The sequence below is a fragment of the Pseudomonas sp. MB-090624 genome (assembly GCF_003205245.1).
GTDB classification, from domain to species: Bacteria; Pseudomonadota; Gammaproteobacteria; order Pseudomonadales; family Pseudomonadaceae; genus Aquipseudomonas; species Aquipseudomonas juntendi.
Map to the genome: position 1 here is coordinate 61,452 of NZ_QJRK01000035.1, position 14,294 is coordinate 75,745.

Below are 14,294 nucleotides of genomic sequence, written 5' to 3' on the forward strand. Positions count from 1 at the left end.
TTCACTTGGCTTCTGCCTGCTTCAGCGCCAGCACGTCCTTCGGCGTGACCATGTCGCCCTTGTTGTTGCCCCAGGCGTTGCGTTCGTAGGTCACCACGGCAGCGATATCGACCTCCGACAGTTGCTTGCCGAAGGCGGCCATGGCGGTACCGGGTTTGCCGTGGAAAACGATGCTCAAGTGACCTTCCTTCGGCCCGGTAGCGATCTTCGAGCCTTTCAGCGCCGGGAACATCGGCGGCAGGCCCTGGCCTTCGGCCTGGTGACAGGCCACGCAGGTGGTGTGGTAGACCTTGTCGCCGCGCGCCACCAGCTCGTCCAGGGTCCATTCCTTGCTGGTCAGCTCCTTGAGCTTGGCCGCCTCTGCCTTGCGCTCGCCAAGCCAGGTGTCGTAGTCGGCCTGGGACTTGACCTCGACGACCACGGGCATGAAGCCGTGGTCCTTGCCGCACAACTCGGTACACTGGCCGCGGTAGATGCCTGGCTTCTCGATGCGCGTCCAGGCTTCGTTGACGAAGCCGGGAATGGCGTCGCGCTTGACCGCGAAGGCGGGCACCCACCACGAGTGAATCACATCGGCCGCCGTCACCAGGAAGCGCACCTTGGCACCCACCGGCAACACCAGCGGTTGGTCGACCTCCAGCAGGTAGTGCTCGTCTTTGGGCGCCTGGTTGTGAATCTGCTCGGCGGGGGTGGCCAGGTTGCTGAAGAACTCCACGTCCTGGCCCAGGTACTTGTAATGCCACTTCCACTGGTAGCCGGTGACCTGGATGTCGATATCCGACTCGCTGGCGTCATAGATGTCGATCAGGGTCTTGGTGGCCGGTATGGCCATGGCCACAAGGATCAGGAACGGGACCACGGTCCAAAGGATTTCCACCCAGGTATGCTCGTGGAAATGCGCGGCTTGCTGGCCGGTGGAGCGGCGGTGGATGACCATGGACCAGAACATCGCGCCGAACACCACGATGCCGATGACCACGCAGATCCAGAAGATGGTCATGTGCAGATCGAAGACGGCGTTGGAGACTTCCGTCGCCCCCGGGTGCATGTTCACGGTCCAGGCAGCGTTGGCCTGACCCAGAACCGACCACAACAGCAGGCCCATCCAGACAGGTGGATGTCGCATCATTGCGGGTTCCCCTTCTCGTTCTTGTTTTCCCGGAGGCGTGGCCTGCGGCAAGAGGGAACGGCGGTCAAGACTGCCTGGCTTCAACGACCGAGCCCCTGCTAAAAGCAGTCGGGCCTCATCAACGAATCACGTTCACCGGGAGTATAGACAGCGACCAATGCCGCGCAACGAAGGCAATGAAATGAACTTCACGAAACAGCTATACCCCCTGAAAACCGCAGGCTTGAGGGGGTATGGCCAAATAGTGGCCATGCTATATTCCAGGTAACGCAGAAGTTGAACTCAGTTATAACAAATTCGTCTTAGGTATGCCGTATACCGAGCTAATTTAGTGTCTTCCGTTTGAAACGTAATGTCCCTGGAGTTGTCATGAACATCGCTGCTGTACGCGAGCAGGTAAGCCAAGCCCATCAACATGAAGGCCAGACTGGCCAATTGAAACAGCGTCTCGAGCTGCAACTGCCCCACCTGCACCCCTCGATCCAACTGCCTGAGCAGGACGCACAGGGTACTTTGGCGCGCTTCGTCAGCGCCTACATCGAACAGGTTCCGGAACTGCTGGAGGCGGCCCATGAAGTCGCCCTTGAGGCCGGCATCGAGTCGCAGATCAAGCCTGTATTGAAAATTGCCGAAGCTTATTTCCTGCAGCCACCCGAGGTCATGAACGGGCATGTGGGGCTGGACTGCCTGCTAGATGAGGCGTACCTGGCGCACCGCCTGGTAGAGGAGGTGAATGACTTGTACATCCGTCACTTCCAGCAGCCGCTGATCCCGGTCGACACCACCGTCGCCAACCTGATTGCCCACCAGTTGATCGGCGAAGAATTTGCCAACCAGCTGGATGAAGTGGTGCACCACTCGGTGGATGAGATGCTCAATGACGCAAGCTTTGCGGCTGAGTCGGTGGAAGCCTACCGCGAGACGCTGACTAGCCCGGCAACCGGTGAGGCGTGGAAGCGCTGGCCGTGCCTGTCGCGTCAGCTGGGTGTCGAGCTGGGTCAGCCGACCTGATAATCCTGTGCCTGCCTCTTCGCGGGTTCACCCGCGAAAAGGCCAGTTCAGGCATTACAGAACTTCAACCTCAGGCCCCCACACCCGCCGTAGTCCGTAACCGCCCCTCGATTCGCCGCTTCAACCGCCGCTGTTCGATCAGCAACCGCGAGCCATTGGCAGCATTGCTGCGCCCCCAGTCCTCCAGCAATTCAAGGCACGAGTGGTCGATATAGCTCAGGTTACCCAGTGGCACATGCAACGTGGTGCCCGCCGGCACGCCATCGAGCACCTGGGTCAATGCCGGTACCTTGAGGAAGGTCGCGGCGCCACTGAGCCGCAATTCCATGTGCCCAGGCTTTGCCAGATCGACCAGGTTGATCTTCAACCGTGCCGCCCTGAATGCCAGCTTCAGCAAGGTCAGGGCAAAGCCAAGCAACACGCCAGTCAGCAGGTCGGTAAAGATGATCGCCAGCGCCGTCGCCGCATAGGTGAACATCGGCATGCGGCCATAACGGCCCAACCCTCGGAACGCCTTGAAGTCGACCAGCTTGATCCCCGTGAACACCAGCACACCTGCCAGGCTGGCGACCGGTATCTGCTGCAGCACACTGCTCAACGCCACCACGAAAGCCAGCAGCCACAAGCCATGGAAAATGGCCGAAGCGCGTGTTTGCGCACCTGCCTGCACGTTGGCCGAGCTACGTACGATCACCCCGGTCATCGGCAGTGCACCCAGCACCCCGCAGAGCATGTTGCCAATGCCCTGTGCGGACAGCTCACGGTCGAAGTCCGAACGCTGGCCACTGTGCATGCGGTCGACCGCAGCCGCGGACAGCAAGGTTTCGGCACTGGCAATGAATGCCAGGGCAAAGGCGGCGACGAGCAGGGCAGGGTCGGCCAATTGCATCAAGTCACCGGGGCGGAGCCAGTCGATGGCTTCGGACAAGTCAGCCGGTACTTCCACGCGGTTCACGGGCAAGGCCAACCACATGCTGATGATGGTCATGCTCGCCACACCCAGCAGGGCGCCTGGCACAAAGCGCAGGCGCTGCGGCCGCAAACGTTCCCAGCCCCACATGATGGCGATGGTGCCCAGGCCCAGCGCACCGGCTATCCAGCCAGCGCCGGCGCTTTCGTGCGGCATGGCCGCAGCGAGGGTCGCCGGGAACTGCACAAGGTTCTGCATACCCGATGGCTGCGGTGCGGTGTCGAACATCACATGCACCTGCGACAGCACGATCAACACGCCAATGCCTGCCAGCATGCCGTAGACCACCGCCGGCGCGGTGACGCGGAACCAGCAGCCCAGGCGCAGGCGCCCGGCCAGCAATTGCAGCAAACCGGCCAATAGCAGGATCGGCCCGAGCATGGCCATGCCGTGCTGGCGTACCAGCTCGAAGACCAGCACCGCAAGGCCCGCCGCCGGACCACTGACTTGCAACGGCGAACCGGCGAGGAAGCCGACCACGACCCCGCCGATAATGCCGGTAATCAGGCCCTTGGCCGGCGGCATGCCCGAGGCGATGGCAATGCCCATGCACAAGGGCAGGGCCACCAGAAAGACCACCACCGAAGCCAGCAACTCACGCGGCAGGGCCGCTTTCAGCTGTGTAATGTTCACCATGTTTCTCCTTTCTCTAGTCGCACGGCCATTCCCCTGGCCATGGGCACGTTGGGTCCCCGACAAGCGCGCAGGCGCGGGCCGCCAGCGGGCTCGCCGGCAGGGCAGTCAGGGTATTCAGGGCAGCCGAAGGCCGCGCCACACCCTTACAGGGTGCAGCCGGCTATCAAGGTTCTAACGGCGGACGGGTCGCTTAGTAGCGGCCTCTCGGAGTGGCGCATGGCACCGGTTGGCCTGCGGCCAGGGGCATGAAGCTGTCGCTGGCAGCGTCGTAGGCTTCGATCCTGCTGGTCTCGATGTCGTAGATCCAGCCATGGATGTACAGCTGACCCGCTGCAAGCCCCGAAGCCACCGAAGGGTGGGTGCGCAAGTGGTGCAGCTGGGCAATGACGTTCTCTTTGGTCAGCACTTGCATGCTTTCATGTTCGCTGCCGCACGAGCAGTTGTTCTCGACCACGGTGCGGGCCACTTCGGCGTGGCGCAGCCAGGCGCCAACGGTTGGCATCTTGGTCAGCGATTGCGGGTTGAGTACCGCACGCATCGCGCCACAGTCGGAGTGGCCGCAGATGATGATGTGGTGCACTTTAAGTGCCATCACCGCGTACTCGATAGCGCTGGAAACGCCACCGTTCATCTGGCCATAAGGCGGTACTACGTTACCTACGTTACGGGTCACGAACAGGTCGCCTGGCGAACTTTGCGTGATCAGTTCGGGCACGATGCGAGAGTCGGCGCAGGTAATGAACATGGCGCGCGGTGTTTGCGCAGTGGCGAGCTTCTTGAACAGCTCTTGCTGTTCAGGGAAGACGTCATGGTGAAAGCGCAGGAAACCGTCGACGATGTGCTTCAGGGCAGCATCGGCGCTTTCAGCGGGGACCTGCGGTACGACCTTGGATGGGTCCTTGACGGGCATGATTCATCCTCTTGACGGTGTGTAGGTAAATCCATTTTACCGGTTAAAGATTCTGGCTATGCAGGGTTTTAGATGACACGCACAGCCCATAGATCACAGTCGGTGTGGATTGGTTGCCTACGCTAACCGGGAAAACTTAACTGAAACTTAATTCGAGGGCTCTAGAACGGGCGTTCCAGATATAAAAGGCGGGATCTGAATAATAGCAAAAAAACATCAACTGCCAATATGTATTAGCGTAATTATTGGCTGCCATTAGTGAGGCTTTCTGTAGGGCGTGTTTACCTTGGCTATCAGAACAGTGCCATCTGCTCGCCCGGCGGGGAAAAGGCCGAGCAATCCAGCACCTGTGACTCGCGCCCTTCGAACGCCAGGCGTTTCATCGCCTTGGCGAAACGCTGCGCCAGCAACTCGGCAAATACCCCCTCACCCCGCATGCGTGTGCCAAAGCGGCTGTCGTACAGCTCGCCATCGCGGCTCTGGCGGATCAGGCTCAGCACATGCGCAGCGCGCTGTGGGTAATGGTCGTGCAGCCACTGCTCGAACAGCGGCGCCACCTCCAGCGGCAAGCGCAGCAGCATGTACGCCGCGCTCTGCGCCCCGGCCGCCTTGGCCGCTTCCAACAGGCGCTCCAGTTCGCTGTCGTTGATCATCGGTATCATCGGCGAGCACAACACGCCCACCGGCACGCCTGCTTCGCGCAGCACACGAATGGCCCGCAACCTCGCCCCTGGTGCTGCCGCCCGGGGCTCGAGTACCCGCTTGAGGTCATCGTCCAGCGTAGTCAGGCTGATCATCACCCGCACCAGGCGCTGGCGGGCCATGTCGGCGAGCAGGTCGAGGTCGCGCAGCACCAGGGCCCCTTTGGTGACGATGGTCACCGGGTGGCGAAAACGCAGCAGTACCTCAAGCAGGCGCCGAGTCAGCAGTTGCTCGCGCTCGATGGGCTGGTACGGGTCAGTGTTGGAGCCCAGGTTGATCGGTGCACACTTATACCCAGGTTTGCTCAACTGCTGCACCAGTACCTCGGCGGCGTTGGTCTTGGCGATCAGCTTGGTTTCGAAGTCCAGGCCTGGGGACAGATCCCAGTAGGCATGGGACGGGCGGGCATAGCAGTAGATACAGCCGTGCTCGCAACCGCGGTAGGGGTTGATCGAGCGGTCGAAGGGCAGGTCAGGGGAAGTATTGCGCGCGATGATGGTCTTGGCGGTTTCAGCCCTGACCTCGGTGCCTTGGGTGACGGGCACCTCCTGATACCAGCCATCGTCTTCGAGCACCGACTGGCGTGGTGCAAAACGATTGTGTGGGTTATGGCGGGTACCACGACCGCGAACAGGATCCATGCTGTTAGCCCCTAACTGGTTATGCATACAGTATATTACCAGCAGCGCCTTCACCCTTGTTGTCAGGGAGACAAGTGGCGCCTTGCATACGGCTCCAGCGACATGGGCCTGCCGGCGAATGCGTTGAAAGACGCCGTCATCCGGCGCATCCCGCCCTTGGCCAGGATTTCGTCGCGCAGGCGGCGGCCCAGCGCCCGATGATCGGCGTCGGCCGCCTCGAATGCGCTGAACGCGTCAATGGCATGGACCTGCGCCCACTTGTAGCAGTAATAACCCGCTTCATAACCCGTGACCATGTAATCGAACCCTTCGGCAAACCTGTCCTGGGCGAAGGCTTGCGGCAAGCCGACCTGCTGGGTTGCGGCAACCGCCAGTTGGCGAAGGTCGTGGCGGGCGCGATCGTCGCAATGCGCGACGAGATCGAACCAGCACAGCCGCAGTTGCTCGGCTTCCGCCACCGCCTGGAAACGACGTTTGCCAGCGAGCCACTGCTGCATCTGTGGCAATGACACTGGCGGCGTACCCGTTTCCGGCTGCGGCAAGGCCAACAGTGCCGGGGCAGACCAGCACCACTGTTCGAGCAAGGTGCCGACGAATTCGCAGGCATCGGCGCCCAGCGCGGAAGTGGCGGTGCGATTGAGGCGCCGGTGCTGGTTGGTGACCAGCAACTGATGCAGGGCATGGCCCGCCTCGTGGAACAGCTTGCAAAGGTCTGCGTGGTCCAAGTTGGGCGTGACTTGCCCAGGCTGCAGCTCGAAACAGCAGGAAAGCAGAACGGCGGGCAACGTCACCACACCGTCGGCCTCCACATGGCGCTGGCGCATGGGATAACTGTACGGCCAGGGCAGCTTGCCTGGGCGTTGGTAGGCATCCAGGTAGATATGCCCCAGGCGGGCATGCCCGTCCATTACCTCCAGTACCTGCACATCGGGGTGCCAACCTGCCACATCGCACGCCACGATACGCACGCCAAGCACCTGTTCATGCAGTTGCCACAGCCCCTGCAGGACGCTGCTCAGGGGGAAACGCTCGCGCAGGCTGGCATCGATCGCGTCGTTGCCTTGCAGCCGCAGCTTTCGGCCAAGGTATGCCACGTCCCACGGGGCAAGCGCCTCGATACCCAATTCGCTACCCAGCACCTGCATCGCCTTCAGCTCCTCCTGCAGGCGCGCGCTGTTCTGCTGGATCAAGGCGTTGATGAAGGCCTCGACCTGCGAGGTGTCACGCGAGTCCTTGGCTTCAAGGCTCAACTGCGCCGCGTTGGCCAGGCCCAACAGCCGCGCACGCTCATGACGCAGCCGCAACAGCGCCTGCAGCACCGGGCCATTGTCCAGGGCGTAGTTGCCACTCAGGTCGCAAGCCAGCTGCCGTGAGGCCTGATAAACCTCTTTACGCAAATCACGCGCGTCGGCCCACTCAAGGACCACTTGCACCGTGCGCTCGTCAAGGTCGAGCAGCCAACCCGCCTGGCCCTGCGCCGCAGCCTTGACTGCCAGCCGATCACGCTCAACGCCTGGCAGGCCGGCCAGGCGCGCCTCGTGCGGCACCAGGCAAGTCCAGGCCTCACGTGCCTGGATCAGGTTACTCATGAATTGCTGCTCAAGCCCGACGATCGCCTGCTCGGTGGTGTGCAGTTGCTTGCGCGCGCTAGCGCCCAAACCATGGCCGGCGTGGCGGAACGCCGTGAGGATCAGTTTGAGCACAGTCTGGCGCTCGTCATCCAGCTGCGCGGGATCGAGGCGCTGGTAGGCTTCATACAACCTTGAGTGCTCGTGCTTGTATCGCGCCCAGTCGAGCAGCAACTGATTACAAGCATCGACTTCCACAGCCCATGCCTGGCTTTCGTACACCAACGGCACGAGCATGTGCAGTAGGTCTTCCAGCCGCTGGTCAAGCTGCTCGACGGCCAGCACCAAGCTATCCCAACCTGGCGCCGGGCCGCTGTGTTCGATGATCTGTTCGAGCGCTGCGACATTGGCGTCGCGAATGGACAAGAAGGCGGGTTGGAGCTGCTCGGGCCGTAGCGACGGGTAGTCGAGCAAGCCATGGGCAATTCGAGCAAGGCCGTGATTCACGAAGCACCTCAGGGGCAAGTCAGGGGCCGACACTGTAGCCAGCCCCCTGTTGCCCCGCAGAAGCTCTATGTAACGCCCAGTACCCTTACTCTGCGGGTTTCTTCAACTTCGGATTAGGGAAGAACTGCACCGTCTGTACCTTGGCCGCAGGGGGTTTCGGTTCGAGGTGGTTGACCCGTGTCCCCAGCTCCTTGGGCACCGACAAGCCCTGTTCGTTGAGCGTATCGGTAAAGCCGCAGGCTACGCACTCACGGTGCGGTACGTCGTCTTCGCTCCACATCATCAGTTTGTCGGGCTGGCTGCATGCCGGGCATACAGCCCCGGCAATAAAGCGCTTCTTGGTCTTGTTCACGGCTACCTCACTCATGCCGCAGCGGCCTCGGCCAAGCCACTGTGGCGCAGCAATGCATCAATGGAAGGCTCACGGCCACGGAAGTCGACGAACAGTTCCATGGGCTCGCGCGAGCCGCCACGCGCCAGGATCGCTTCGCGGAAGGCGCGGCCGGTTTCGGCATTCAGCACGCCTTCTTCCTCGAAGCGCGAGAAAGCGTCGGCCGACAGCACTTCAGCCCACTTGTAGCTGTAGTAACCCGCTGCGTAACCGCCAGCAAAGATGTGCGCAAAGCTGTTGGGGAAACGGTTGTACGCCGGCGGGCGCATGACCGAGACCTCATCGCGTACGCCTTCGAGCACCTGCAGCACGCTACGCCCGTCACCATGGCTGGCATGCAGTTCGAAGTCGAACAGCGAGAACTCCAGTTGGCGCACCATCATCATGCCCGACTGGAAGTTCTTCGCCGCCAGCATCTTGTCCAGCAGGTCCTGTGGCAGGGCCGCACCGGTTTCATAATGCCCCGAAATAAGCGCCAGGCCTTCCGGCTCCCAGCACCAGTTTTCCATGAACTGGCTAGGCAGCTCGACCGCATCCCAGGCCACGCCATTGATGCCGGAAACCCCGGCATGCTCGATGCGCGTCAGCATGTGGTGCAGGCCGTGGCCAAATTCGTGGAACAGCGTGGTGACCTCATCATGGGTCAGCAGCGCCGGCTTGCCAGGCGTAGCCGGGGTGAAGTTGCACACCAGGTTGGCCACCGGGCTTTGCAACTGGCCGCTGGCAGTGCGGCGCCGGTCACGGGCGCCGTCCATCCAGGCACCCCCGCGCTTGTTGGCGCGGGCATACAGGTCGAAGAAGAAGCGCCCGACATGCTGGCCGTTTTCCTTGATTTCGAACAGGCGGACATCCGGGTGCCAGCTGTCGAAGCCCTTCAACTCGGCGATTTCGATGCCATACAGGCGCTGCACGATGCTGAACAGGCCGCTAAGTACCTTGTCGATCGGGAAGTAGGCGCGCAGGGCCTCCTGCGACACGCTGTAGCGCTGTTCGCGCAGCTTTTCGCCATAGTACCCGGCGTCCCAACTGGCCAGCTCTGGGCAGCCTTGCTCGGCGGCATAGGCCTTGAGCTGCTGCAGGTCCTGCGCGGCGAACGGCTTGGAGCGTTGAGCCAGATCGCGCAGGAAGCTCAGTACCTGGTCGCTGGACTCGGCCATCTTGGTCGCCAGGCTCAGCTCGGCGTAGTTCTTGTAGCCCAGCAGCTCGGCCAGTTCCTGACGCAGGTCGAGGATTTGCTGCATCACCGGCCCGTTGTCGTGCTGGCCAGCGTTCGGGCCCTGGTCCGAAGCGCGGGTGCAGTAGGCCGCGTACACCTCTTCGCGCAGGGCGCGGTCGCTGGCGTAGGTCATCACGGCGTAGTAGCTGGGGAATTCCAGGGTGATCAGCCAGCCGTGGAGGCCCTTGGCCTGCGCTGCAGCGGCCATTTGCGCCTTGGCCGAATCGGTCAGGCCGGCCAGTGCGGCCTCGTCGGTCACATGCTTGGTCCAGGCCTGGGTGGCGTCCAGCAACTGGTTGGAGAAGCGGCTGCCCAGCTCACTGAGCTTGCTTTGCACATCGGCATAGCGCTGCTGCTTGTCCGCTGGCAGGTCGATACCCGACAGACGGAAGTCACGCAGGGCATGTTCGAGTATGGTTTTTTGCGCCACATCGAAACCGGCGGCCTCCGGGCCGCTGATCAGCGCCTGGTAGGCTTCGAACAACGCACGGTTCTGGCCCAGTTCGGTAGAGTAGGCGCTGAGCGCTGGCAGGCACGACTCGTAAGCCTCGCGCAATTCAGCGCTGTTGCACACCGCGTTGAGGTGGCTGACCGGGCTCCAGGCCGCACCCAGGCGGTCGTTCAGTTCGTCCATGGCCAGCACCAGGCCGGCCCAGGTGGGATTGCTGCCTTGCTTTTGGAGGATCTCGGCAATGGCTTTACGGTTGTCGGCCAGGATCGCTTCGATCGCCGGCAACACGTGTTCGGCACGGATTTGCGAGAAGGGCGGCAGATCGTAGGACTGCAGAAGCGGGTTGTTCGCACTCACGGTTCGGATACCTTGGCAGAAGAAACACTGCCCCATCTTAATTACAATCGACGCCGACCGCAGCAGGCAGCCTGCCTATCGACACAGATGAGAGACGCTATCATGGCCATTCGCAGCTTCCAGCAACACACTCCGAAAGTGGGGCCCAGGGCATTCGTCGACCGTTCGGCGGTGGTGCTGGGCGACGTTGAAATCGGCGAAGACAGCTCGGTCTGGCCACTGACCGTGGTGCGCGGCGACATGCACCGCATCCGGATTGGTGCGCGCACCAGCGTGCAGGACGGCAGCGTGCTGCATATCACCCACGCCGGCCCGTTCAACCCGGACGGCTTCGCGCTGATCATCGGCGACGAAGTGACCATCGGTCACAAGGTGATGCTGCATGGCTGTACGTTGGGTAACCGCATTCTGGTCGGCATGGGCAGCACGGTCATGGACGGTGCGATCGTGGAGGATGAAGTGATCATTGGCGCCGGCAGCCTGGTGCCGCCAGGCAAACGCCTGGTCAGCGGCTACCTGTACATGGGCAGCCCGGTGAAACAGGCGCGGCTGCTCAATGACCAGGAGCGGGCGTTTTTCGCCTACAGCGCCAGCAACTATGTGAAGCTCAAGGACCAGCACCTGGCCGAAGGCTTCGATCAACCTGAATGAGCGCATTCGCGTGGAACCTTGTACATGCACCAGCAAAACATCCTGTTCGACCTCGACGGCACCCTGACCGACCCACGCCTGGGCATCACCCGCTCTATCCAGTATGCCTTGGCAAAGCTGGGCATCGATGAGCCAGACCTGGCCCGCCTCGAGCACTTCATCGGCCCACCTTTGTTGCAGGCGTTCATGCAGTTCTATGGTTTCGACGAAGCCAAGGCGTGGGAGGCGGTGAACTACTACCGCGAGCGCTTCCGCGTGACCGGGCTGTACGAAAACCTGGTGTTCGCCGGCGTGCCGGAGCTGCTCCAAGCCCTGAACAGCCAGGGCCGCACGCTGTATATCGCCACCTCCAAACCGTGGGAGTTTGCCCGCGAAATTGCCCGGCACTTCGCCTTCGACCACCACTTCAAGGTGATCTACGGCAGCGAACTGGACGGCACGCGCACCAACAAGGTTGAGCTGATTCGCCATTTGCTGGACGAAGAAGGGCTGGACCCGGCGCAGACGCTGATGATCGGTGACCGCAAGCATGACCTGATCGGCGCGCGCAGCAATGGTTTGCAGGCCGTGGCGGTGGGCTATGGGTTTGGTAGCCGGGAGGAGTTGATGGCCGAAGCACCGGCTTTCCACTTCGCCACGCTGGCCGAGATGCATCAGGCATTTACCAAGGCCTGAGGGCCTTCAGGGCTGCTTTGCAGCCCATGCGGTCACTGTGGGAGATTCTATGGTTTCTGGCAAGGGTAGCCGCAGCACCTTCAGCGCCTGTGAGATCGAGCGCCGCCCGCGCGGCGCATCGCGAGCTGCGCTCGCTCCTACGTTTGTTTCGGGCCAGTAACCCCTGTGCCAGATGCGCGCGGCCGCCTTGTTCGTACGACGCGATTTTGAGGCATGCGCCAAGGCGTTCGCGCGCAAATCCCACAGGAATAATTGGCCCGAAACAAACGTAGGAGCGAGCGCAGCTCGCGATGCGCCGCGCGGGCGGCGCTCGCTCTAACAGGCGCTGCATACCTTGTGGCAAACACCTGTCTGCCCTGATGCGATCCCCGTGGGAGTTGGCTTGCCGACGATGGGCCGCAAAGCGGCCCCAAAGTCTCACCGGCCAGCCATCAACTTTTGCAACGCCGCCTTCCTTTCAGCAATGGGCAACCTCCCCAACTGCTCAACCCGTTCATAGAACCGCCCCCAATCCCCGTCAACCGCGCGAAACACCGCCGCAAACGCCGGCACCCACTGGTCATACAGCCCGAACGGCAACAGCTTGGCATTGTTCATGGGCCCGTACACCCAGGCGTCAAAGCGCTTGTCGCCGCCCCACTGGCTGTCCCGCACCTGCTGGTAGTCACGCCTGAGCCGCGCGAACTCCGCCCGCTTGGCCTGGCGCTTGTGCGCATCATCCAGCGGCCCGGCGTAAATCGCCTGCAACCGCTCGCGGCTGGCCAGCACCAGTTGGATAAACTGCTCCCGCTGCTGCCCCTGATCGCCACCCACCGCAGCCAGGCCACGCGCCGCGCGCCATTGCCGGGTGCCTTCCTGTTCGACGAACGAGGCAAAGGACTCGTTGAACTCGGTGTCGTCCTGCACGTAAAAGCGCTGGTGCGCCAGCTCGTGAAAGATCAAGGTCGCCAGGCGTTCGTCACCCCAGCCCACCATCGACGACAGAATAGGGTCGTCGAACCAGCCCAAGGTGGAATAGGCCTCCACCCCGCCCACGTACACATCCAGCCCTTCCTCACGCATCAACGCTGCCGCGCCACGCGCTGCACCTTGCTGGTAGTAGCCGCGGTACGCCACGCAACCCGCTATCGGAAAACAGTGGGTCACCGGTTGCAGTGAGAGCTCTGGCGTGGCGAAAACATTCCAAACCACATAGGGGCGCCCAAGGTCGGCGTATACCCGATAGCTGCGGTTATCCGGCAGCTTCAGCTGCTGGCTGGCAAACGCCCGCGCCTGTTCCGCCCGTTGCAGGCGCGCCCGTAACAGGGGAGGGGTAGCAGGGTCGGCGACCACCTGTTCCACCGGTTGCCGCGCGCGCAGTAGTTGCCACTGGCCTTGCGCAAGCTGGCCGTAATAGGCCGCACTGCTGCAACCGCTCAGCAGAAGCACCGCCAGCAGCGGAACCAAACGGGTGAAAACGCGGTCGAGTGGCCCAGGGCCTGAGCGCTGCATAAGAAAAAGTCGAAGCATCGGGACTGTCTGACTCGCTCAAGGCCGATTCGCTCCAAGACTATCTCGCCACGGGGGAGTTTCGCCATGCGTGCATTGTGGGTCGCCGGTTCACTGTTGCTGTTATCTGCCTGTTCAACGCTGCCAGACCCAGACCCGAACCAGGCCTGGATCGACCTCACGCCCTACGACAACACCTCGTTGCACGCGGTGCAGGTCGATGAGCGCGATTGGGCCGACAACCGGTACTTCGAAGTGCAGCCTGGCAGCCACGAGTTGACCGTGCGCTACCAGTTTCCGGTCAACCCCAGCAACATCGGCCCGGTCGACCAACCCCTGTGGCGAGATTGCCAGGTAAAGCTGGCGTTCAAAGACTTCAACGCCGGGCAACGCTATCAGTTGCAGGCCGGGAGCATCGGCTTCCGCCCGTGGGTGAAGTTGTATGACCAGCAACAAAAACTGCTGGGCCAGGGCCTGCCAGCGGGCTGCCAGCACACCTAACCACGCAAACGGCGCTATGCTGTTAACGTGCCAATCGCAAGTGGGAGCTTTGCCATGCGCCAGCCCATGATGCTGATCGCCCTCAGTGCACTGGGGGCTTGCGCCAGCCCCTTGCCGCCGGTCGACCCCAAGCAAGCCTGGGTCGACTTGTACACCATGACCCCCGGCCGGGTAATCATGGCCGACCGCCTTGACGGGAAGCGCCTGGAAGACGGCCGATACTTTCAGGTAACCCCCGGCAAGCATGAGCTGGTCGTGCGCTTCGATTACGAGATCTACTCTGGCGGGATGCTGACCGACCCCAGGGACCGTACCTGTTACCTGACTGTGCGCTTCGATGACTTCAAGGCTGGGGAACGTTATCGCCTGGAGGCGCGGGCGCCGGTAATGGAGCCGCAGGTATTGCTGTATGACGCCAGCCGCACGGTGCTGGTGAATGAGCCTAGCGATGTGTTCTGTATTCCGTAGGCGGGGGGGTGCGGGTAGGGGG

13 protein-coding genes are annotated in these 14,294 nt (G+C 62.2%); 5 read left to right on the forward strand and 8 right to left on the reverse strand.

Features of this window, described 5'->3' with window-relative positions:
• Position 1: 1 nt before the first annotated feature.
• Entirely contained in the window at positions 2-1,129 is a 1,128-nt protein-coding gene (gene coxB / locus DMX12_RS19405) for a cytochrome c oxidase subunit II (RefSeq protein WP_054911457.1), read from the reverse strand.
• A gap of 369 nt (positions 1,130-1,498) precedes the next feature.
• On the opposite strand from coxB, the gene DMX12_RS19410 reads away from it, so the two are divergent.
• Positions 1,499-2,140: a hypothetical protein gene (locus DMX12_RS19410; RefSeq protein ID WP_029886289.1), complete on the forward strand. Its 642-nt coding sequence runs from the start codon at positions 1,499-1,501 to the stop codon at positions 2,138-2,140.
• 70 nt (positions 2,141-2,210) lie between these two features.
• Here DMX12_RS19410 and DMX12_RS19415 read toward each other — a convergent pair whose 3' ends face one another.
• The 6 genes from DMX12_RS19415 to prlC form a co-directional block, all read right to left on the reverse strand.
• A complete protein-coding gene (locus DMX12_RS19415) occupies positions 2,211-3,746 on the reverse strand; it encodes a SulP family inorganic anion transporter (RefSeq protein WP_220466497.1) in 1,536 nt (511 codons plus the stop codon).
• 190 nt (positions 3,747-3,936) lie between these two features.
• Positions 3,937-4,656: a carbonic anhydrase gene (locus tag DMX12_RS19420; RefSeq protein WP_009683612.1), complete on the reverse strand. Its 720-nt coding sequence runs from the start codon at positions 4,654-4,656 to the stop codon at positions 3,937-3,939.
• Positions 4,657-4,949: 293 nt separating this feature from the next.
• Complete coding sequence (locus tag DMX12_RS19425) at positions 4,950-5,999, reverse strand: PA0069 family radical SAM protein (protein WP_009683613.1); 1,050 nt, start codon at positions 5,997-5,999, stop codon at positions 4,950-4,952.
• A gap of 62 nt (positions 6,000-6,061) precedes the next feature.
• Positions 6,062-8,074: a M3 family metallopeptidase gene (locus DMX12_RS19430; RefSeq protein ID WP_256598965.1), complete on the reverse strand. Its 2,013-nt coding sequence runs from the start codon at positions 8,072-8,074 to the stop codon at positions 6,062-6,064.
• 85 nt (positions 8,075-8,159) lie between these two features.
• A complete protein-coding gene (locus DMX12_RS19435; protein WP_054904489.1) occupies positions 8,160-8,441 on the reverse strand; it encodes a YheV family putative zinc ribbon protein in 282 nt (93 codons plus the stop codon).
• On the reverse strand, positions 8,438-10,489 hold the full coding sequence (prlC, locus tag DMX12_RS19440) for an oligopeptidase A (RefSeq protein ID WP_256598968.1): 2,052 nt from the start codon (positions 10,487-10,489) through the stop codon (positions 8,438-8,440). Before prlC ends, DMX12_RS19435 begins: the two co-directional genes overlap by 4 nt.
• A 102-nt stretch (positions 10,490-10,591) precedes the next feature.
• Here prlC and DMX12_RS19445 point away from each other — a divergent pair, with 102 nt between their 5' ends.
• Together DMX12_RS19445 and DMX12_RS19450 are read left to right on the forward strand one after the other, a co-directional pair.
• Positions 10,592-11,140, forward strand: a complete 549-nt coding sequence (locus DMX12_RS19445; protein WP_029886284.1) for a gamma carbonic anhydrase family protein — start codon at positions 10,592-10,594, stop codon at positions 11,138-11,140.
• A 24-nt stretch (positions 11,141-11,164) separates the two neighbouring features.
• On the forward strand, positions 11,165-11,815 hold the full coding sequence (locus DMX12_RS19450) for an HAD family hydrolase (RefSeq protein WP_110679182.1): 651 nt from the start codon (positions 11,165-11,167) through the stop codon (positions 11,813-11,815).
• Between the two features lie 417 nt (positions 11,816-12,232).
• Here the strand turns inward: DMX12_RS19450 and DMX12_RS19455 are convergent, their stop codons facing one another.
• Complete coding sequence (locus DMX12_RS19455; RefSeq protein ID WP_110679183.1) at positions 12,233-13,306, reverse strand: aminopeptidase; 1,074 nt, start codon at positions 13,304-13,306, stop codon at positions 12,233-12,235.
• A gap of 84 nt (positions 13,307-13,390) precedes the next feature.
• Between DMX12_RS19455 and DMX12_RS19460 the strand changes: the two genes are divergently transcribed.
• Both DMX12_RS19460 and DMX12_RS19465 read left to right on the forward strand, forming a co-directional pair.
• On the forward strand, positions 13,391-13,804 hold the full coding sequence (locus DMX12_RS19460) for a hypothetical protein (RefSeq protein ID WP_029887968.1): 414 nt from the start codon (positions 13,391-13,393) through the stop codon (positions 13,802-13,804).
• 54 nt (positions 13,805-13,858) lie between these two features.
• Complete coding sequence (locus DMX12_RS19465; RefSeq protein ID WP_054906239.1) at positions 13,859-14,272, forward strand: hypothetical protein; 414 nt, start codon at positions 13,859-13,861, stop codon at positions 14,270-14,272.
• The last annotated feature ends 22 nt before the right edge of the window (positions 14,273-14,294 follow it).